The following is a 20400-nucleotide window of genomic DNA, read 5'->3' as shown; positions in this document are numbered from 1 at the left end:
CACCCCACGGTCAGGTGGTCCTGCACGACTACAAGGAGCTCGGCTTTGAGAACCAGAACAAGAACGGGCGTCAGCGCGATCGGCCTCCTCGCCGGGGTCACCGCCATGGCCGGCGTCGTGGCCGCCCCCGGTACGGCGCAGGCCGCGATCGGCTGCCGGGTCGTGTATTCGGTGACCGCGCAGTGGCCCGGCGGCTTCACCGCGAACGTCGACCTCACCAACCTCGGCGACCCCCTCACCTCCTGGACGGTCACCTGGTCGTTCGCCGCCGGCCAGAGCGTGAGCCAGGGCTGGAACGCCGATTACACCCAGAGCGGCAGTGCCGTACGGGCGTCCAACGTGAGCTGGAACGGCAACCTGGCCACCAACGCCACGACCTCGTTCGGCTTCAACGGCACCTGGAACGACAGCAGCAATCCGATCCCGGCCGGTTTCGCGGTCAACGGCGTCTCCTGCACCGGCGGCGTCACCCCGACCCCCACACCCACCCCGACTCCTACCCCCACGCCCACCCCCACCCCGACTCCCACGCCCACCCCGACTCCCACTCCCACGCCGACACCTACGCCGACGCCGTCGAGCGGCACGCTGTACGTGTCGCCGAACGGCAGCGCGAACGCGACCGGAACCCAGTCGGACCCGACCACGCTCGCCTCCGCGATCACCCGTGTCGCTCCCGGCGGGACGATCTACATGCGTGGCGGGACGTACAACTTCTCGCAGACGGTCACCATCGCGCCGGGCAACAACGGCACCTCGAGCGCACGCAAGAAACTGTTCGCCTATCCCGGTGAGACGCCGATCCTGAACTTCTCGGCCCAGAGCGAGAATTCGGCGAACCGCGGGCTCGCCGTGAACGGGTCGTTCTGGCACGTCAACGGCCTCGTCGTGCAGCGTGCCGGGGACAACGGCATCTTCGTCGGCGGCAGCGGCAACATCATCGAGCGCACGGTGACGCGGTTCAACCGTGACACCGGGCTGCAGATCTCGCGGATCGCCTCCGACACTCCCCGCGATCAGTGGCCGTCGAACAACCTCATCCTCAGTGCGGAGTCGCACGACAACGCCGACTCCGACGGAGAGGACGCCGACGGTTTCGCCGCGAAGCTCACCGTCGGCCCCGGCAACGTCTTCCGCTACGCCGTGTCCCACAACAACATCGACGACGGCTGGGACCTCTACACGAAGTCGGAGACGGGAGCCATCGGCCCGGTCACCATCGAGGACTCCCTGTCCTACGACAACGGCACGCTCAGCGACGGCAGCCAGGCCGGCGCCGGCGACCGCAACGGCTACAAGCTCGGCGGCGAGGACATCCCGGTCGATCACGTCATCCGGCGCAGCATCGCGTACCGCAACGGCAAGCACGGGTTCACCTACAACCGCAACCCCGGCACGATGACGATCTCGGACAACATCAGCATCGACAACACCCAGCGCAACTTCTCGTTCGACGCCGGCACCTCGGTGTTCCGCGGCAACGTGTCCTGCCGCAGCGGCAGCAGCGGCACCAAGGACAAGACCATCGGTAACGTCGACGGGTCGAACCAGTTCTGGCTCGGCTCGAACGGATCCCGCTGCTCCGCCTACACCGGCGCTCTCAACTGGTCCTTCGCGGCGGACGGCCGCCTCGTCGTGACCTTCGGCGGCAGGACCGTGACGCCGTAACCCGGACGGGGCCGCCCTGGCCGCCGTCCCGTTCGACGGGTCCGGGCCGGTACATCTCCCTGCCGGCCCGGACCGTACGACGCGTAGCCCCCCGGCCGTCCCAGACGGCCCGCCGCGCTCCCTCGTCCGAGCCGACCGGCGACGGGGTCAGGGGGAGGCGATGCGGCTGAGGGACGGAGGGATCTTCGCGGCGGCGGCGCGGTCGAGCAGGAACAGCGTGCGCTGCCACCCGCGCGCCCCGGCGGCCGGCACCTGGAACGGCCCGGCCTCCGACAGCGCCAGATGTACGGCCTGGGCCTTCTCCGCGCCCGCCGCGACGATCCACACCTCCCGGGCGGCCTTGATCGCCGGGAATGTCAGCGACAGCCGGGTCGGCGGCGGCTTGGGGGAGCCGTGCACCGCCACGACCGACCGCTCCTCCTCGTAGAGGGCCGGCTGGCCGGGGAACAGCGAGGCGACGTGGGCGTCCGGTCCCATGCCGAGCAGCAGCACGTCGAAGGACGGCACCGCGCCGTGGTCTCCCGGTCTGGTCGCCTCGGCGAGCTCGGCCGCGTACGCCTCCGCCGCCTCCTCGGCGGACATCCCGGAGTCGGGGCCCGGCATGACGTGGACCCGGTCCGGATCCACGTCGACGTGGTCGAGCAGGGCGGCGCGCGCCCCGGTCTCGTTCCGTTCCGGGTCGCCGTCGGGCAGGAAGCGCTCGTCGCCCCACCAGATGTCGAGTGCCCGCCAGTCGATCGCGTCGCGGGCGGCGGTCCCGGCCACCGCGGCGAGCGTCGCGATGCCGACGCTGCCGCCCGTCAGCACCAGGTGGGCCGACCCCTGCGCGGCCTGGGTGTCGACCAGCCGGGTGATCAGACGGGCGGCCACGGCCTGGGCCAGCACCTCGGCGTCGCGGTGGACGATGACAGTGGGTACGCTCACGGTCTTTCCGGACTTTCTGCTATCGGGCCGACTTCGTCAGCTGCGCCAGGCGCTGGATGGCCGAGGCGTAGACCTCGTCGGGGTCGAGCCGCCGCAGCTCCTCGGCGAGCAGTTCGGAGGCGGGCCGCCGGGCCAGCGCGACGCGCCGGTCCGGATGACCGGGCCGCGACAGCGTGGCCAGCCGCGCGTCCGTCCTGGTCACCACGAGCTCGCCGCCGCCCTCGATGGCCAGCCGCACCCCGGTGAGGCCGGGCCCGGGGGAGTCGGCCACGCCGATCGGCGCGGCCAGGCGGTCCGACAGCCAGGCCGCCAGCAGCGGCGCGCTGGGGTTGCCCGGGGCTCCCTCCACCACACCGTGCTCGATCTTCCCGATCGGCTGGTCGAAGGCCGCCGCCAGCAGGCTGCGCCACGGCGTCAGCCGGGTCCAGGCCATGTCGGTGTCCCCGGGGACGTACACGTCCGCCCGGCCGCTGATCGCCGCGACCGTGTCCCGAGCCGCCTGCGCGTCGGTGATCCGCCGGCCGGCGAGGCGGCCGATCGGGTCGGTGGCCGGCACCGCCGGGCCCTGACACGGCCACCAGGCCACGACGGGCGTGTCCGGGAGCAGCAGCGGGGTGATCACCGAGTGCGCGTGTTCGGTCAGCTCGCCGTACAACCGCAGCAGCACGACCTCGCCCGGCGCCGACTCGCCGACCCGGATCTCCGCGTCGAGCCGGTTGTGCTCCCTCGGGCTGCGGTTGATGACCACCAGGATGCGCGAGGGGTGCTCGCGGGCGGCGTCCGTCGCCGCGCGCACCGCGTCGTACTGCCCGGCCTCGTCCACGACGGCGACCAGCGTCAGCACCATGCCGACCGCCGGTGCGCCCATCTGGTGCCGCAACCGGGTCAGCGTCGAGGAGATCTTCGACGCGGTGGTCTCGGTCAGGTTGAACGTCGTCACAGTCGTCTCCAGGCTCGCCCGTCCCTGGCCAGCATCTCGTCGGCGGAGGCGGGACCCCAGGTGCCCGCCGGGTAGCCCTCCGGCCTGCCCTGCGACGCCCAGAACTCCTCGATCGGATCCATGATCATCCAGGAGAGCTCCACCTCCCGCTGGTGCGGGAACAGCGGCGGATCGCCGATGAGCACGTCGAGGAGCAGCCGTTCGTACGCCTCCGGAGACGACTCCATGAACGACTCGCCGTACGCGAAGTCCATGAGGACGTCCCTGACCTCCATGGCCGTGCCCGGCACCTTCGAGCCGAAGCGCACCGTGATGCCCTCATCCGGCTGGACCCGGATGACCAGCGCGTTCTGCCCGAGGATCTCCGTGTCCGTCTTGCTGAACGGCAGATGCGGCGCCCGCTGGAAGACGACCGCGACCTCCGTCATCCGGCCGCTGAGCCGCTTGCCGGTGCGCAGGTAGAACGGCACCCCCGCCCAGCGGCGGTTGGCGACCTCGAGGCGGACGGCGGCGTAGGTCTCGGTGATCGAGTCCGCCGGGATGCCGTCCTCCTCCAGGTAGCCCACGACGGGTTCGCCGCCCTGCCAGCCGCGGATGTACTGGCCGCGTGCGGTGCCGGTGGCGAGATCGGCGGGCAGCTGGACCGCGCTCAGCACCTTCTCCTTCTCGCGGCGCAGCGAGTCGGCGTCGAAGAAGGTCGGGTCCTCCATGGCGACCAGCGCCAGCAGCTGGAGCAGGTGGTTCTGGATCACGTCGCGGGCGGCGCCGATGCCGTCGTAGTAGCCCGCCCGGCCGCCGATGCCGATGTCCTCCGCCATCGTGATCTGGATGTGGTCGACGTAGCGGCGGTTCCAGATCGGCTCGTAGAGGGTGTTGGCGAATCGCAGGGCCAGGATGTTCTGGACCGTCTCCTTGCCCAGGTAGTGGTCGATCCGGAAGACCGACTCCTCCGGGAACACCGCGTTGGTCAGCGCGTTCAGCTCGCGTGCGCTCTTCAGGTCGTGCCCGAAGGGCTTCTCCACGACGACCCGCCGCCAGGACCCGCCCGGGCCCTGCGCGAGGTTCGTCCGCTTGAGCTGCTCGATCACCACCGGGAAGTACTTCGGCGGCACCGACAGGTAGAACGCGTAGTTGCCGCCGGTGCCCCGGGTCTCGTCGATCTCCTTGAGCATCATGGCCAGCACGTCGAACGCGCCGTCGTCGTCGAAGGTGCCGGGGCAGAAGTGGATGCCCTCGCTGATCTGCTTCCAGACCTCTTCGCGGAACGGCGTGCGCGCGTACTCCTTGACCGCTTCGTGGGTGACCTGCGCGAAGTCCTCGTGCGCCCAGTCACGCCGGGCGAAGCCGACCAGGGAGAAGCCCGGGGGCAGCAGCCCCCGGTTGCCCAGGTCGTAGATCGCCGGCAGCAGCTTCCGCTTGGCCAGGTCGCCGGTGACGCCGAACAGCACGAGCACGCACGGCTCGGCGACCCGCGGCAGCCGCCGGTCGCGCGGGTCGCGCAGCGGGTTGACGGCGGCCACCTGCTCGGAGGTCGACTGCGTCGCGGCCTGGGCCGCCGCCTGCGTCACCGTCTCGGCCGCCGCCCCGGTCGTGACGGCGGCGGCCGGTGCCGCCTCCTCCGTCCGCGTCTGTGGTTCTGTCATAGCTCCTCCGCCACCGAGAGCAGGTGCCGTACGCCCGCGACCCGGTCGGTGAGGTGCAGTCGGACGGCGGGCCTGCCCCGCGAGGCCAGCGCCCGCAGGTCGCCGAGCGCCTGCGCGAGCTGCAGCCTGCCCAGGGTGTACGGCTTGCCCGGCACCTCGACGTCGTCGGTGACGGCCCCGGTGATCTGCAGGAACACCCCGGCGGCCGGGCCGCCCTTGTGATACTGGCCGGTCGAGTGGAGGAAGCGCGGCCCCCACCCGAACGTGACGGCGTGGTCGGTCCGGTAGTCCAGCAGCGACCGGAGCGTGGACACGTCGGCCGCCGCCCACGTCTCGGTCATCTCCTCGAAGGAGGACTCCCCGATCGGTGCGGCGTCGAACGCCGCCTCCCGGTCGAGATAGGCCATGATCGCCAGATAGCCCCGGTCGGGGATCGCCCGCAGCAGCCAGGTCAGCACGTCGGCCAGGTTCTTCGGGTTGCCCGGCACCTCGCCGTACACCTCGACGGGACCGTCGGTCAGGATCGGCGTCCCGGCGGGCAGCGGCCCGTCGCCGGACTCCCGCAGGATCGCCGTGGTGTTCTCCTTCGACTCGGCCACGTTCGGCTGGTCGAACGGGTTGATGCCGAGGACCCGGCCCGCGATCGCGGTCGCGTACTCCCAGACGAGGAACTGCGCGCCGAGCGGGCCGTCCACGGCGGTCCCGCCGTCCGGTCCGATCGACACGGCGAACTGGTCGTCGGCCTCGGCCGCGTCGGCGCCGACCACCGGCAGGATGCCCTTGCCCTCTTTGCCGGTCGACTCGGCGATGAGCTGCTCGATCCAGTCGGGCAGTCCGGAAATATCCGACATCGCGTCGCGCAGGACCAGCTTGTCGCGGCCGTCCAGCGCCCGCGCGCCGAGCAGTGCGCCGAGGTCCAGGCCGGGGTTGCCCTCGTCGCCTTCCAGCAGCGGCTGTACGGCTGCCGCCTCGTCGAGGAGCCTGACCACGTTGGCACCGGCCAGCGCGCTCGGCACCAGGCCGAACGCGCTGAGCGCGCTGTAGCGGCCGCCCACGTTCGGGTCGGCCAGGACGACCTGATAGCCGGCCTCGATGGCGGCCTGCTCCAGCGGGGAGCCGGGGTCGGTCACGATGACCATGTGCTCGGTGGGATCGAGCCCGGCGTCGCGGAACGCCTTCTCGTAGATCCTGCGGTGGCTGTCGGTCTCGATCGTGCCGCCGCTCTTGCTGGACACCACCACGAGCGTCCGCTCCAGCGGGGCGGCCAGCGCCCGCCGCACCTGATGCGGATCGGTCGTGTCGAGGACGGTCAGCGGCACGTCCTGCGTGGCGCAGATGACCTCCGGGGCGAGCGAGGACCCGCCCATCCCGGCCAGCACCACGTTGTCCAGGCCCTCGGCGTGGGCCTTCTCGACGAGTTTGGTGATCTCGGGCAGCAGCTCCCGGCTCGTGAGCGGCAGGTTCAGCCAGCCGAGCCGGATCTCCGCCTCGGCCCGGGCCTCCGGCCCCCACAGCCCGGGGTCGCCGGCGGCCAGCGCGGCCGGCACCCCGTCGGCGATCAGCTCGTTCCTGACCGCCTCGACCGCTTGCTCCCCGTCGCCGAGGTTCACCTCAACTGTCATGTCGCCTCAGGCCTTCCCGAGCTCGGCCTTGACGGTCTCGAGCAGTTTGTTCCACGACGTCTCGAACTTCTCGACGCCCTCCTCCTCCAGCACCCGCACCACGTCGTCGTAGTCGATGCCGGCGTCCTTGAGCGACGCCATGACGTCCCACGCCTGCTGGTAGAAGGGGCGGACGGTGTCACCGGAGATCCTGCCGTGATCGGCGGCCGCGTCGAGGGTCTTCTCCGGCATGGTGTTGACGACCCCGGTGGTCACGAGCTGCTCGACGTAGAGGGTGTCGGGGTAGTCCGGGTTCTTCACCCCGGTCGAGGCCCACAGCGGCCGCTGCGGGCGGGCGCCCGCCGCGCGCAGGGCCTGCCAGCGCGGCGAGTTCATGACCTCCTCGAACGCGGCGTAGGCGAGGCGGGCGTTGGCGACGCCGGCCTTGCCCCGCAGCCCGAGGGCCTCCGGCGTGCCGAGCTTCTCCAGTCGGCCGTCGATCTCGGTGTCGAGCCTGCTGACGAAGAACGACGCCACGGACTCGACGGAGGCGAGGCTCACCCCGGCCGCCTTCGCCTTCTCCAGGCCGCTCAGCCAGGCGTCCATGACCTGGCGGTACCGCTCGAGCGAGAAGATCAGCGTGACGTTGACGCTGATGCCCTCGGAGATGGCCTGCGTGATCGCGGGAAGGCCCTCGACGGTCGCCGGGATCTTGATGTGCACGTTGGGCCGGTCGACCAGCCACCACAGCGCGCGGGCCTCGGCGATCGTCGGCTCGGTCCTGCGGGCCAGACGGGGGTCGACCTCGATGGAGACCCGGCCGTCGACCCCGTGGGTCGCGTCGTAGACCGGCCGCAGCACGTCGGCCGCCCAGCGGATGTCGAAGGTCGTGATGGCCCGCACGGCCTCCTCGACCGACACGCCGCGCAGCGCGAGGTCGTGGAGCTGCGTGTTGTACGCGTCGCCCTTGCTGAGGGCGTTGGCGAAGATCGTCGGGTTGGACGTGACCCCGGTCACGTTCTTGCTCCGGACCAGGGCGGCCAGGCCGCCCCCGCGCAGCCGGTCCCGGCTGATGTCGTCGAGCCAGATGGAGACTCCGGCCTCGACAAGGCGCTTCAGATTCTCACTCATCTTGATCCCTCAGTTTCCGGTCGTCTCGCCCTTGTCGGCGCCGGTCCTGGCCAGGCTGGCCTTGGCGGCGGCGACGACACGGTCGGCGGTGAGGCCGAACTGCTCGTAGACGGTCTTGTAGGGGGCGGAGGCACCGAAGTGCTCCAGGCTCAGCACTTCCCCGGCCTCCCCGACGAACTCCCGCCAGCCCAGCGCGACCCCCGCCTCGACGGCCACCCGGGCGCGGACCGACGGAGGCAGCACGGTCTGCTGGTAGGCCGGCTCCTGTGCCTTGAACCACTCCACGCACGGCATCGACACCACGCGGGTGGGCACGCCCTGCGCCTCCAGGATCTTGCGCGCCTCCACCGCGAGCTGGACTTCGCTGCCGGTCCCGATGATCACCACGGCGGGCTGGCAGGTGGACGCCTCCTGCAGCACGTAACCGCCGCGCGCGACGTAGTCGGGGTCGCCGGTGCCGTCCAGCACCGGCAGGTTCTGGCGGCTGAGGCACAGGCCGGCGGGACGGTCGGTGTGCTCCAGGATCGCCTTCCACGCCGCCGCCGTCTCGTTGGCGTCGGCCGGGCGGACCACGTCGAGGCCGGGGATGGCGCGCAGCGACCACAGGTGCTCGATCGGCTGGTGGGTCGGGCCGTCCTCGCCGAGGCCGATCGAGTCGTGCGTCCAGACGTAGGTCACCGGGAGCTTCATCAGCGCGGCCAGCCGTACCGACGGGCGCATGTAGTCGCTGAACACCAGGAACGTGCCGCCGTACGGGCGGGTGCCGTTGTGCAGGGCGATGCCGTTCAGGATGGCGCCCATGCCGTGCTCGCGGATGCCGAAGTGCAGCGTCCTGCCGTACCGGTTGCCGGGGAACTCCCGGGTCTGGAACTCCTCGGGGATGAAGGACGGCTCGCCCTTCATCGTCGTGTTGTTGGAGTCGGCGAGGTCGGCCGAGCCGCCCCACAGCTCGGGCAGGACCGGCGCGAGCGCGCTCAGCACCTCGCCGGAGGCCTTGCGGGTGGCGACCGACGACCCGATCTCATAGGAGGGCAGCGCCTTGTGCCAGCCCTCGGGCAGCTTGTGCCGCGAGATCCGGTCGAACAGCTCGGCGCGCTCGGGGTCGGCCGCCCGCCAGCTCGTGAACCTCTTGTCCCACTCGGCGCGGAACTCCCGGTTGCGCGCCACGACCTCGCGGGCGTGCGCGAGGACCTCGTCGGGGACGTCGAAGTGCTTCGACGGGTCCATGCCGAGGACCTGCTTGGTCGCGGCCACCTCGTCGGCGCCGAGCGCCGAGCCGTGGATCTTGCCGGTGTTCTGCTTGTTCGGGGCGGGCCAGCCGATGATCGTACGCAGCTTGATGAACGTCGGCCGCTCGGTCTCGGCGCGGGCCGCCTCCATCGCCTCGTACAGCGCCCGGACGTCCTCGTGGTAGTGCTCGCCGCCGCCGGTCCAGTCGACCTCCAGGACCTGCCAGCCGTACGCCTCGTAGCGCTTGGCGATGTCCTCCGACAGGGCGATCCGGGTGTCGTCCTCGATCGAGATCTCGTTGGAGTCGAAGACGACGACGAGGTTGCCGAGCCTCTGGTGCCCGGCGATCGCGCTGACCTCGTGGCTGATGCCCTCCTCGATGTCGCCCTCGGAGGCGAAGCACCAGATCATGTGGTCGAACGGAGAGGTGCCCGGCTCGGCGTCGGGGTCGAACAGGCCGCGCTCGCGGCGGGCGGCCATGGCCATCCCGACGGCGTTGCCCAGGCCCTGACCCAGCGGGCCGGTGGTCGTCTCCACACCCGCCGTGTGGCCGTACTCGGGATGGCCGGGGGTGAGGCTGCCCCACTGACGCAGGGCCTTGATGTCGTCGAGGGTGAGGCCGTACCCGGAAAGGTAGAGCTGAATGTAAAGCGTCAGGCTGGTGTGCCCGCAGGACAGGACGAACCTGTCACGTCCCACCCATTTCGGGTCCGAGGGATCGTGGCGCAGGACACGCTGGAAGAGAAGATAGGCGGCGGGGGCGAGGCTCATCGCGGTGCCCGGGTGTCCCGAGCCCGCCTTCTCGACCGCATCCATCGCCAGGGCCCGCACCACGTCGACCGCCCGCCGATCGAGGTCACTCCACTCAAGGTTTGCGCTGCTCAACTACTCGATCCCCTCTAGTCATCGCGCCGGTTGTGCAATTCCCGCCCACCTCGGACCCTAACGGTTTCCCGGTTGTACCGTTTGGTAGGCCGTTCGCCATGTGGACATCGCCGGCCCGGCCGGTGCGTCCGGCCCCGATTAATGGACCACCGGATCCTGCGACTACAGTGATTTCGCAAGTGCCCGCCGTGTGCCTGCCGGAATGAAAATCCGGCCGGGGCGCCGGGAGATCCCTGTCGCAATCAGAGGTTACGCGTTGACCCCGCCCTTGCTGGAAGCGCCTTGACGGTGCTCACGAACAAGCAGACGATGACCCCCTTCGGGTCCGCCGCGTCGGCCGCGGCTCCCCGCTCCGTCGGGGGGCTCGTGAAGGCCTACGTGGCGCTCACCAAGCCGCGGATCATCGAGCTGCTGCTGATCACGACACTGCCGACGATGTTCCTCGCGGCACGAGGCCTGCCCGATGCGTGGACGGCCATCGCGACCATGCTCTTCGGCACCCTCTCGGCGGGCAGTGCGAACGTCCTGAACTGCTACATCGACCGGGACATCGACCAGACGATGCGGCGCACCCGCCGCCGGCCGCTGCCCAAGCACGAGGTCTCGCCTCGCGGCGCGCTGGTCTTCGGTGTGATTTTGGGCACGCTTTCCACGATCGGCCTCGCACTGTCGGTCAACGTGCTCGCCGCCGCCCTGTCGCTGGCCGCGATCCTGTTCTACGTGCTCGTCTACTCGATGGTGCTGAAGCGGCGGACCGCGCAGAACATCGTGTGGGGCGGGATCGCCGGCTGCATGCCCGTGCTGATCGGCTGGGCCGGGATCACCGGCGGCGTGTCGTGGGCGCCCGTGGTGCTGTTCGGAGTGGTCTTCTTCTGGACGCCGCCGCACACCTGGACCCTCGCCATGCGCTACCGCGAGGACTACGCCTCGGCCGAGGTGCCCATGCTGCCCGTGGTCACCACGGAGCGGCGGGTCCTGCACCAGGTCCTCGCCTACACCTGGGCGACCGTGCTGTGCTCGCTGCTGCTGTGGCCGGTCGCCGGCACCTCGCTGCTCTACCCCGTGGTCGCCGCCGTCCTCGGCGCGGTGTGCCTGGCCGAGGTGTACGCGATGCTCGCCCGGCTCAACGCCGGAAAGACGGGGATCGACCTGCGGCCGATGCGGTTCTTCCACTGGTCGAACGTCTATCTCGCGATCCTCTTCCTCACCGTCGCCGTCGACTCCCTGGTCGCCTGATGCCGGCCAGGTGAGCCCGGTCCCCTCCCGCGAAGGATCTCCGAGCGGGAGGACAGGACGTGGGCGGTCGGTTACATTCGCGACATGGCGAGCCTCGATCCGCGTGCGGTGCTGAAGGAGCGGCCCTCGATGGGCCTCATCAGCGGTCTGGTCGTCGCCGGGCTGTGCGCGTTGGTGTCGTTCTCGTTCGACGTGCTCGACGGCGACCCGGTCCAGTTCTCCATCGCGCTCGTGCTGGCCGTGGCGCCGGTTCCGCTGCTGCTCGCCGGGGTGCTGGCGCTGGACCGGATGGAGCCGGAGCCGCGGACCAACCTGATCTTCGCCTTCGCGTGGGGGGCCGGCGTCGCCGTCCTCGTGGCTGGCCTGCTCAACTCGCTCAACCTGCTGTGGCTGCAGCGCTGGCTGGGGCAGGGCGCGCACGATCTGGTGGCCACGTTCGGGGCGCCCCCGGTCGAGGAGACGATGAAGGGGATCGTGCTGCTCGGGCTGCTGTGGTTCCGCCGCCAGGAGCTGGACGGGCCGACCGACGGGATCATCTACGCGAGCATGGTCGGCCTCGGGTTCGCCATGTCGGAGAACGTCAGCTACTACATCACCGCACTGAGCGAGAACGGCCCGGAGGTGCTGGCCGCCACCGTCGTGGTGCGCGGGGTGCTGTCGCCGTTCGCCCATCCGCTGTTCACGTCGCTGATCGGCATCTCGGTCGCGTACGCCGCCGCCCAGCGGCGGAGCGCGAGCGGCGTCGCGGTGATCGTCGCCGGCTGGATCGGGGCCATGATCATGCATGGCATCTGGAACGGCTTCGCCCTGTTCGGCGGTCTCGGCGGGCTGGCCATCGCCTACCTGCTGCTGATGATCCTGCTGATCATCGAACTGATCGTGGTCTTCCGGGACCGGAGGCGGATCGTCGGGCTGATCAACCACTATCTGCCGCCGTACGAGGCCCACGGCCTGATCAATCAGGCGGACATCTTCATGCTCTCCTCCCTGAAGGGGCGGCGGCAGGCCCGCCTGTGGGCCAAGGCACACGGCGGCCGGGCCGGAGTCCGGGCGATGACCGACTACCAGCTCGCCGCCACCGAGCTGGGGCTGCTGCACGCGCGTGCCGCGCGCGGCGGGGTGGAAGAGCCCGCATTCCGGGCCGCGCAGCGGTCGCTGGTGGACCTGATGGCCTACGCCCGCATGTCGTTTCCGCTCCCGGACCGGCACCGCCCCGGCGCGGCGCGGGGCGTGCCGCCCCCGGGGTACGCCTCGGGCTACGGAACGACGAACCGGTGGAGCCCTCCGCCGCCGCCTCCCGGCCGGGCGCCGCACCCTCCGGGACAGGAGCCGCCGCCCGACGTCTGACCGGCGGGCTTTGCCGCGTGCGCCCTTCCGTGTTTGAATCATGGTGCGCGGTGGCCACCGATGGTGGGCGACAGGAGGACGTGCGGCGCTGCCGCACGCGGTTCTCATACGGCAGCCGGTAACGGCACGGTCTCGGGCCGTGCCCGCCATCATGAGGAGAACCCCCCTTGAGATCCCTGAGATCTTTGGCAGCCGTGAAGTCCGGGCGCAAGTTCGCCGTGATGACCGCGATCACCGTGGCGCTCGCCGGCGGCATCGCGATCATGACTCAGCAGGCGGCCGAGGCGCACGGGGCGCTGCAGGCCCCGGCCAGCCGCACCTACGCCTGCTATGAGGACGGCCTGACCGGAGGCCAGATCATCCCGAACAACCCCGCGTGCAAGCAGGCGGTCGCCACCGGCGGCACGCAGCCGCTCTACGACTGGTACGGAGTCCTCCGCTCCGACGGCGGTGGCCGTACCAGGGGCTTCATCCCCGACGGGCAGCTCTGCAGCGGCGGCAACCCCAAGTACGCGGCGTACGACGAGCCGCGCACCGACTGGCCGACGACCACACTGAAGGCCAACAGCACGTACGACTTCGTCTACGGGGCGTGGGTGCCGCATCCGGGCGGCTTCAAGCTGTACGTCACCAAGGACGGCTATAACCCGACGAAGCCGCTGACCTGGGCGGACATGGAGGAGCAGCCGTTCCTGACCGTCGACCCGGAACCGGCGGTGAGCAACGGCGCCTACCGCTTCTCCGGCACGCTGCCCAACAAGAGCGGACACCACATCATCTACGCCGTCTGGTACCGCTCCGACAGCCAGGAGACGTTCTACGGCTGTTCCGACGTGAACTTCCTCAGGGACATGGCCTCGCCCAGCCCGTCGCCCACCCCGACCCCCACCCCGACCCCCACCCCGACCCCCACCCCGACGCCGTCGCCGAGCTCTTCGCCGACGATCGCCCCGACGTCGTGCACGGCCACGGTGAAGGTGACCAACTCCTGGCAGGGCGGTTTCCAGGCCGAGGTGACGATCAAGAACACCGGATCGGCTCCGCTGGTCGACTGGTACGTCCAGTGGATGATGACGCCGATGGCGACGATCACGCAGGCCTGGAACGGCACGTCCATGCAGAACGGGCCGTCGGCGATGATCCACGCGCCGTCGTGGAACGCGAACCTGGCGCCCGGCGCCTCGGCGACGGCCGGATTCCTGGCCAGCTCGACGAGCACGCCGGCGTTCACCGACGTCTCCTGCGGATGAGAAACACGCCCGGGGAGACCGTTTCACCGGCCTCCCCGGGCGTCGTGCGTGCGGTGGGCGGAAGGAGGTTCCGCCTCATACGTGATGCGTGCGATGCGGTGCCACCGTGCTGTGGGCCTCACCTCCCATGTGGGAGCGCTCCCATCGCGGGAAAGGCGCTCAGGTGGTGGGACCTTAACTCGCGGGTGGCGGGCAGGCCAGAAAGCGGGGCGCCGCCCCTCCGTCCAGCACGGTTTCCGCTGGTCAGCGCAGCAGGGCAGATGAAACTTTCCTGCCCCCACCCCTCCCAAGGCCCCTCCCAAGGCCGTGATCTTGCGAATTCTCGCAGTCGGGGCCGGGAGCAGGCATTTCCCGTCCGTGATCTTGCAGTTTCTCGCACACCTGGCCGGTGAACAGCCAAAACGGGGTTCTCGATCTTGCACTTCGGCGACAACTGCAAGATCACCAAACGCGTCGGTGCACGTCAGATGGCTTGCCTGCGAGTTTCTGCAAGATCACGGGATCAATTCGTGCAGGTCAAGAGGATGGCCTGCGAGTATTCGCAAGATCACGGGAGGGGGGTGGCGGGTTCGAGGGGCTCTGACCCGGCGGGGACCGGATCGCGGCTGCGCATCGCGAACACCACGCGCAGCGCGAAGATCCACACCAGTGTCGAGCCGAGCACGTGCAGCAGGACGAGGCCGGCCGGGATGGCCAGGAAATACTGCGTGTAACCGATCACGCCCTGGGCCAGCTCGACGGCGAACAGCACCAGGACGGCACGCCGGGCCCGGGTCGGGGAATCGGTCAGGTGGAGCGCGAAGAGCAGCGCGAACGTGAGCCCGACCACGATCCAGACGATGTCGGCGTGCAGCTGCGTCACGTCCCGGATGTCGAAGTCGAACCGCGAGGCGGCGGCGTCGCCCGAGTGCGGGCCCGTGCCGGTGACCACGACACCGGCCACGAGCAGCGCGCCGACCGCGGCGACCAGGACGAAGCCGAGTGTGCGGATGTGCCGGTGGACGAGCGGCCGCGGCGGCTCGTCGCCCTCCCCGGCGCGGGCGAACATCGCGTACGCCGCCCAGATCATGGCGATGGACAGCAGGAAGTGGACGCTCACCGTGAACGGGTTGAGCATGGTCCGCACCACGAGACCGCCCCACAGCGCCTGGGCGAGCACGCCGATCGGCTGCAGCGCGGCGAGCAGGACCAGATCGCGACGGCCCCGGGCGCCGCCCGTTCTGATCAGCCGCATCGCGGCGACGAGGCAGGCGACGCCCACGGCGAGGACCAGGAAGGTGATCAGCCGGTTGCCGAACTCGATCGCCATGTTGAACGGGGAATGCGAGTCGTGCTGTGCCGGGATGAAGCTGTCCGGCGTGCACTTCGGCCAGGTGGGGCAGCCGAGCCCCGACTTCGAGACGCGGACTCCGGCTCCTGTGACCGTGATGCCCGCGTTGACGACGACGCTCGCGAGCGCCCACCGCCGGAAGGTGACGGTGCTGGGCCGCCAGTACGACCGGTGGAATCCGGTGACGCGATCACGGATCTGGATGGAAAGGCTGGTCACGCTGAAATGGTAGGCGGCGTGGGGGGTGGTCCCGCCTCCGGCCCGCTGCCGAGGGCATTGCTACGACCAATGGCATGTGACATATTACTGCCCGGAAAGGGGATGATCCCTGATGCCGGATATCGTGGTGATCGGTGCCGGGATCGTCGGCGCCTCCTGCGCCTACTACGCGGCACGTGAGGGTCTGAGCGTCACCGTCGTCGACCGGGGATCGGTCGCCGCCGGCACCACGGGAGCGGGCGAGGGCAACGTCCTCGTCTCCGACAAGGAGCCCGGCCCGGAACTCGATCTCGCCCTGCTGTCCGGCCGTCTCTGGCACCGGCTCGCCGAAGAATCCGAAGAATCCGAAGAATCCGGAGAGACGAAAGAGGGGAGAAGATCGGAAGGGCACGCCGGGTTCGGCGATTTCGAGTACGAGCCCAAGGGCGGCCTGGTCGTCGCGGAGGACGACCGGGTGCTACGCGTGCTGACCGAACTGGCCGGCCGCCAGGAGAGCAGCGGGGTCGAGACCCGACCCGTCGCCGCCGGCGAGCTGGCGGACTACGAGCCGCATCTCGCACCCGGCTTCGCCGGCGGGGTCTTCTACCCCCAGGACGCGCAGGTGCAGCCGATGCTCGCCGCCGCGCGGCTGCTGCGGCGGTGGCCGCGGGTCACGTTGCGTACCGGCACCGAGGTCACCGGCCTCGTCGTCCAGCGCGGCCGGGTGACCGGCGTGCGCACCGACGCCGGCGACATTCCGGCCGGCGCGGTGGTCAACGCGGGCGGCACCTGGGGCGGAGAGATCGCCGCGCTGGCCGGCGTGACGCTGCCGATCCTGCCGCGCCGCGGGTTCATCCTGGTCACCGAGCCGCTCGATCCGGCGTACGGCGGGTTGGTCCGGCACAAGGTCTACACGGCGGCGTACGTGGCCGGCGTGGCCAGCGAAGCCGCGGGACTGGAGACGTCGGCCGTGGTGGAGGCCACCCGGGCCGGCACCGTGCTCATCGGGGCCAGCCGCGAGCGCGTCGGCTTCGACCGCACCGTCTCCCTGCCCGTCCTCGCGCGGCTGGCTCGGCAGGCGGTCGCGCTGTTCCCCGCGCTCGCCGAGGTGCGGGCGATCCGCGCCTACTGCGGATTCCGGCCCTACTGTCCCGACCATCTGCCCGTGATCGGCGCGGACCCCCGGGTTCCCGGGCTCTACCACGCCTGCGGTCACGAGGGCGCGGGCATCGGTCTCGCCCCGGCGACCGGGCTTTTGATCAGCCGGCTCCTCACCGGCGCGACGCCGGAACTCGATCTCACGCCCTTCCGTCCCGATCGTTTCGCCGAGGCGGCCGCATGAGCGGCGCGCAGGGGTTCGAGATCCTGGTCGACGGGCGGCCCGTGCCCGTGGAGCCGGGCCAGACCCTCGGCGCGGCGCTGCACGCGGCGGGCATCCGCACCTGGCGCACGACCAGGTTCGGCGGCCGGCCACGCGGCCTGTTCTGCGGCATCGGGGTCTGCTTCGACTGCCTCATCACCGTCAACGGCACGGCGAACCTGCGTGCCTGTCTGACCGAGGCCCACCCGGGAGACGAGGTGACGACCTCTTGACCGATCACGACGCGGAGCCGTACGACCTGGCGGTGGTGGGGGCCGGACCCGCGGGCCTGGCGGCGGCCGGGGTGGCGGCACGCGCCGGGCTGCGGGTGGCGCTGCTGGACGCCGGACCGCGCATCGGCGGCCAGTACCTCCGGCGGCCGGCGCGACCGGACCCGCCGCCGCGGGGGGCGCCCGCCGCCATGCTGGCACGGCTGCGCGACGCGCTCGGCGACGCCCGCGTCCTGCTCGGGCACCGCGTCTGGACCGTCGAGCCTGGGCCGGACGGCGCCGGCTTCGCCGTACACTGCCTGACCGGCCGCGAGGAGCGGGCCCGCACGATCGTGGCCACACGGCTGCTGATCGCCACCGGCGCCTACGACCGCGTGCTGCCGTTCCCCGGCTGGGACCTGCCGGGCGTCATGACGGCCGGGGGTGTCCAGGCGCTGCTCAAGGGCGACCTGGTCGTCGCCGGTCGCCGTGTCGTGGTCGCCGGGACCGGGCCTTTCCTGCTGCCGGTCGCCGCCTCGCTCGCGGCCGCCGGTACGACGGTCGCCGGGGTCTTCGAGGCGGGCGGCCGCCTCGCGCTCGCTCCGCAGGCCCTGGTCAGGCCGGGCAAGGCCGTCGAGGCCCTCGGGTACGGCTGTCGCCTGCTCCGGCACCGCGTGCCGTACAAGGGGGGCCGGGCGGTGGTGGCGGCGCATGGCGACGGCGGCGGGCTCACCCACGTGACCGTGGCGAAGGTGGACGCGCACTGGCGCCCCCGCCCCGGCGGCCACGAGACGGTGGAGTGCGACACGCTCGCGGTGGGCTATGGCTTCACACCCCAGCTCGACCTCCCGGCCCAGCTCGGCTGCGCGATGGCGGCGGACGCCGTCGGCGGCCCCGTCGTGCGGGTGGACCGGCGGATGCGGACCAGCGTCGCGGGTGTGTACGCGGCGGGGGAGACCACCGGAGTGGGCGGCGCCGACCTGGCCGAGATCGAAGGAGTGATCGCGGGCCGGGCCGTGGTGGCCGACACCATGGACATGCCCGCTGCCGGAGCCTCGATGGACATCCGGGTGCGGGTCAGGCGGCTGCGCCTGGCCGGTTTCGCACGTGCGCTGCTGCGCGCCCACCCGGTCCGGGACGGCTGGATGTCGTGGCTGCGCGACGACACGCTCGTCTGCCGCTGCGAGGAGGTGCCGTACGGCCGGCTCAAGGAGGCCCGTGACCTGGGCGCCACCGACGCGCGCTCCATCAAGCTACTGGCCCGGCCCGGCATGGGCCGGTGCCAGGGACGGATCTGCGGCGAGGCCGTGGCCCGCCTCGCCGGAGCCGGCCCGGCGCCGCTCCGGCGGCCGATCGCCCAGCCCGTACGCCTCGGCGACCTCGCCGAGATGGATGAAAGGACACCGGATGACGACACGTGAGAAACCCTGGCGCGGAGTCATGGTGGCCACCGCGCTGCCCCTGCACGACGGAGACCTCGCCGTCGATCACGATGCGTACGGCGAGCACTGCCGCTGGCTGGTCGACAGCGGCTGCGACGGCGTGGTGCCCAACGGCTCCCTCGGGGAGTACCAGACGCTGACGCCCGAGGAGCGTTCCCGGGTCGTGAAGACCGCTGTGGCGGCCGTCGGCGGCGACCGGGTCATGCCGGGCATCGCCGCCTACGGGGCGCTGGAGGCGCGCCGTTGGGCCGAGCAGGCCGGTGCGGCGGGCTGCGGCGCGGTCATGCTGCTGCCGCCGAACGCCTACCGGGCCGACGAGCGGGCGGTCGTGGCGCACTACCGCGAGGTGGCGGCGGCCGGCCTGCCCGTCGTGGCCTACAACAACCCGCTCGACACCAAGGTGGATCTGACGCCCAGGCTGCTCGCGCGGCTGCACGCCGAAGGCCTCATCGTGGCGGTGAAGGAGTTCACCGGGGACGTGCGCCGGGCCTATGAGATCGCCGAGCTGGCCCCCGGGCTGGACGTGCTGGTCGGCTCAGACGACGTGGTGCTGGAGGTGGCCCTCGCCGGGGCGGTCGGCTGGGTCGCCGGCTATTCCAACGCGCTGCCCGCGACGACCGTCGCGCTCTACCGCGCCGCCGTCTCCGGTGATCTGCCGACCGCGCTGCCGTTGTACCGGACCCTGCACACACTGCTGCGCTGGGACTCCAAGACCGAGTTCGTCCAGGCGATCAAGCTGTCGATGGACATCGCCGGCCGCAGGGGCGGCCCGTGCCGCCCGCCCAGGCAGCCGCTGACCGACGAGCAGGCGGCGGCCGTACGCTCCGCCACCGAGAAGGCGCTCGCGGAAGGGCTGCGTTAGATGGCGCGGCCGCACTGGACGGAGGGGCTGCGTTAGATGAGGACGAAGCGGGTCTTCCACGCGGTGGACTCCCACACCGAGGGCATGCCCACGCGGGTGATCACCGGTGGAGTGGGAGTGATCCCGGGCGCGACGATGGCGGAGCGCAGGGAGCACTTCATGGCGAACCTCGACCATGTGCGCACGCTGCTCATGTACGAGCCACGCGGCCACTCGGCGATGAGCGGGGCGATCCTGCAGCCGCCCACCCGGCCGGACGCCGACTTCGGTGTGCTCTACATCGAGGTGTCGGGCTGTCTGCCGATGTGCGGCCACGGCACCATCGGCGTCGCCACCGTGCTCGTGGAGACGGGAATGGTCGAGGTGACCGAGCCGGTGACCGTGATCCGGCTGGACACCCCGGCGGGCCTGGTCACCGCCGAGGTGCGGGTGGTGGACGGCGCCGCCGTGTCGGTGACCATCACCAACGTGCCGTCGTTCAGCGTCGCGCTGGACCGCACCGTGAAGGTGCCCGGTCTCGGGGAGATCGGCTACGACCTCGCCTACGGCGGCAACTTCTACGCGATCGTGCCGATCGAGTCCGTGGGACTGCCGTTCGACCGGTCGCGGAAGCAGGAGATCCTCGACGCGGGGCTCGCCGTGATGGCCGCGATCAACGAGCACGACGAGCCGGCGCATCCCGAGGATCCGGGGATACGCGGCTGTCATCACGTCCAGTTCGTCGCTCCCGGATCGGACGCCCGGCATTCGCGGCACGCGATGGCGATCCATCCGGGCTGGTTCGACCGTTCGCCCTGCGGCACGGGGACGAGCGCGCGGATGGCGCAGCTGCACGCGCGGGGCGAGCTGCCGCTGGACGCCGACTTCGTCAACGAGTCGTTCATCGGCACCCGGTTCGTCGGCCGGCTGGTGGCGGAGACGACCGCCGGAGGCTACTCCGCGGTGATTCCGACGATCACCGGGCGCGCCTGGGTGACCGGCACGGCACAGTACTTCCTCGATCCGCGCGACCCCTTCCCCGCGGGGTTCCTGCTGTAACCGAGTCAAAAACCGAGTCGAGAACCGAGTCGAGAACCGAATCGCGTCGGCGTGCCGAGGTGCCGAGGTGACGAGGCCGCGGTGCGATACCCCGTGCTCAGGGTGC

The 20400-nt window shown here is 71.1% G+C and carries 16 protein-coding genes; 9 read left to right on the top strand and 7 right to left on the bottom strand.

The window, feature by feature from the left end; genetic code table 11:
* Positions 1 to 45 precede the first annotated feature (45 nt).
* The gene (locus tag AP234_RS25065) at positions 46 to 1668 is read left to right on the top strand and encodes a cellulose-binding domain-containing protein (RefSeq protein WP_431999111.1); all 1623 of its coding nucleotides are present in this window, start codon (positions 46 to 48) and stop codon (positions 1666 to 1668) included.
* Between the two features lie 147 nt (positions 1669 to 1815).
* Here the strand turns inward: AP234_RS25065 and pgl are convergent, their stop codons facing one another.
* From pgl to tkt, 6 genes are read right to left on the bottom strand one after another with little or no spacing between them, the layout of a single operon-like run.
* Complete coding sequence (gene pgl, locus AP234_RS25060) at positions 1816 to 2592, bottom strand: 6-phosphogluconolactonase (protein ID WP_055482169.1); 777 nt, start codon at positions 2590 to 2592, stop codon at positions 1816 to 1818.
* Between the two features lie 19 nt (positions 2593 to 2611).
* Positions 2612 to 3532 (bottom strand): glucose-6-phosphate dehydrogenase assembly protein OpcA, encoded by a 921-nt coding sequence (locus AP234_RS25055; protein WP_055482168.1) that lies wholly within the window; start codon positions 3530 to 3532, stop codon positions 2612 to 2614.
* Positions 3529 to 5175, bottom strand: a complete 1647-nt coding sequence (zwf, locus tag AP234_RS25050; protein WP_083502405.1) for a glucose-6-phosphate dehydrogenase — start codon at positions 5173 to 5175, stop codon at positions 3529 to 3531. Before zwf ends, AP234_RS25055 begins: the two co-directional genes overlap by 4 nt.
* A complete protein-coding gene (locus AP234_RS25045; RefSeq protein ID WP_055482167.1) occupies positions 5172 to 6797 on the bottom strand; it encodes a glucose-6-phosphate isomerase in 1626 nt (541 codons plus the stop codon). Before AP234_RS25045 ends, zwf begins: the two co-directional genes overlap by 4 nt.
* A 6-nt stretch (positions 6798 to 6803) precedes the next feature.
* Positions 6804 to 7907, bottom strand: a complete 1104-nt coding sequence (gene tal / locus AP234_RS25040) for a transaldolase (protein WP_055482166.1) — start codon at positions 7905 to 7907, stop codon at positions 6804 to 6806.
* A gap of 9 nt (positions 7908 to 7916) precedes the next feature.
* Positions 7917 to 9953, bottom strand: a complete 2037-nt coding sequence (gene tkt / locus AP234_RS25035; protein ID WP_235558366.1) for a transketolase — start codon at positions 9951 to 9953, stop codon at positions 7917 to 7919.
* Positions 9954 to 10304: 351 nt separating this feature from the next.
* Here tkt and AP234_RS25030 point away from each other — a divergent pair, with 351 nt between their 5' ends.
* From AP234_RS25030 to AP234_RS25020, 3 genes are all read left to right on the top strand, one after another.
* Complete coding sequence (locus AP234_RS25030; protein ID WP_431999110.1) at positions 10305 to 11258, top strand: heme o synthase; 954 nt, start codon at positions 10305 to 10307, stop codon at positions 11256 to 11258.
* An 84-nt stretch (positions 11259 to 11342) separates the two neighbouring features.
* Positions 11343 to 12605 carry a PrsW family intramembrane metalloprotease gene (locus AP234_RS25025; protein ID WP_055482164.1) on the top strand — a complete coding sequence of 421 codons (1263 nt, stop codon included), beginning with the start codon at positions 11343 to 11345 and terminating at the stop codon, positions 12603 to 12605.
* A gap of 167 nt (positions 12606 to 12772) precedes the next feature.
* Positions 12773 to 13855 (top strand): lytic polysaccharide monooxygenase, encoded by a 1083-nt coding sequence (locus AP234_RS25020; protein WP_200926695.1) that lies wholly within the window; start codon positions 12773 to 12775, stop codon positions 13853 to 13855.
* Between the two features lie 547 nt (positions 13856 to 14402).
* Here AP234_RS25020 and AP234_RS25015 read toward each other — a convergent pair.
* Positions 14403 to 15404, bottom strand: coding sequence for a COX15/CtaA family protein (locus tag AP234_RS25015; protein ID WP_235558362.1), 1002 nt, complete (start codon positions 15402 to 15404; stop codon positions 14403 to 14405).
* A gap of 112 nt (positions 15405 to 15516) precedes the next feature.
* Between AP234_RS25015 and AP234_RS25010 the strand changes: the two genes are divergently transcribed.
* From AP234_RS25010 to AP234_RS24990, 5 genes are read left to right on the top strand one after another with little or no spacing between them, the layout of a single operon-like run.
* On the top strand, positions 15517 to 16725 hold the full coding sequence (locus tag AP234_RS25010) for an NAD(P)/FAD-dependent oxidoreductase (RefSeq protein WP_055482162.1): 1209 nt from the start codon (positions 15517 to 15519) through the stop codon (positions 16723 to 16725).
* Positions 16722 to 16976 (top strand): (2Fe-2S)-binding protein, encoded by a 255-nt coding sequence (locus tag AP234_RS25005; protein WP_055482161.1) that lies wholly within the window; start codon positions 16722 to 16724, stop codon positions 16974 to 16976. Before AP234_RS25010 ends, AP234_RS25005 begins: the two co-directional genes overlap by 4 nt.
* Positions 16973 to 18373, top strand: a complete 1401-nt coding sequence (locus tag AP234_RS25000) for an FAD-dependent oxidoreductase (RefSeq protein ID WP_055482160.1) — start codon at positions 16973 to 16975, stop codon at positions 18371 to 18373. Before AP234_RS25005 ends, AP234_RS25000 begins: the two co-directional genes overlap by 4 nt.
* Positions 18360 to 19256 carry a dihydrodipicolinate synthase family protein gene (locus tag AP234_RS24995; RefSeq protein ID WP_055482159.1) on the top strand — a complete coding sequence of 299 codons (897 nt, stop codon included), beginning with the start codon at positions 18360 to 18362 and terminating at the stop codon, positions 19254 to 19256. The genes AP234_RS25000 and AP234_RS24995 overlap by 14 nt, the downstream gene beginning before the upstream one ends.
* A 36-nt stretch (positions 19257 to 19292) precedes the next feature.
* Complete coding sequence (locus AP234_RS24990) at positions 19293 to 20294, top strand: proline racemase family protein (protein WP_055482158.1); 1002 nt, start codon at positions 19293 to 19295, stop codon at positions 20292 to 20294.
* The last annotated feature ends 106 nt before the right edge of the window (positions 20295 to 20400 follow it).

This window comes from Sphaerimonospora mesophila (genome assembly GCF_001417795.1).
Lineage (GTDB): Bacteria > Actinomycetota > Actinomycetes > Streptosporangiales > Streptosporangiaceae > Sphaerimonospora > Sphaerimonospora mesophila.
The sequence above is the reverse complement of the archived record's forward strand: the minus strand, read 5'-3'. Positions and strand labels throughout refer to the sequence as shown.

What these genes read in the sequence shown, in the direction of transcription:
- tal (WP_055482166.1), bottom strand. Translation starts at nt 7,907, where the DNA reads ATGAGTGAGAATCTGAAGCGCCTTGTCGAGGCCGGAGTCTCCATCTGG.
- AP234_RS24990 (WP_055482158.1), top strand. Translation starts at nt 19,293, where the DNA reads ATGAGGACGAAGCGGGTCTTCCACGCGGTGGACTCCCACACCGAGGGC.
- AP234_RS25025 (WP_055482164.1), top strand. Translation starts at nt 11,343, where the DNA reads ATGGCGAGCCTCGATCCGCGTGCGGTGCTGAAGGAGCGGCCCTCGATG.
- AP234_RS25045 (WP_055482167.1), bottom strand. Translation starts at nt 6,797, where the DNA reads ATGACAGTTGAGGTGAACCTCGGCGACGGGGAGCAAGCGGTCGAGGCG.
- AP234_RS25010 (WP_055482162.1), top strand. Translation starts at nt 15,517, where the DNA reads ATGCCGGATATCGTGGTGATCGGTGCCGGGATCGTCGGCGCCTCCTGC.
- AP234_RS25005 (WP_055482161.1), top strand. Translation starts at nt 16,722, where the DNA reads ATGAGCGGCGCGCAGGGGTTCGAGATCCTGGTCGACGGGCGGCCCGTG.
- AP234_RS24995 (WP_055482159.1), top strand. Translation starts at nt 18,360, where the DNA reads ATGACGACACGTGAGAAACCCTGGCGCGGAGTCATGGTGGCCACCGCG.
- zwf (WP_083502405.1), bottom strand. Translation starts at nt 5,175, where the DNA reads ATGACAGAACCACAGACGCGGACGGAGGAGGCGGCACCGGCCGCCGCC.
- tkt (WP_235558366.1), bottom strand. Translation starts at nt 9,953, where the DNA reads ATGGATGCGGTCGAGAAGGCGGGCTCGGGACACCCGGGCACCGCGATG.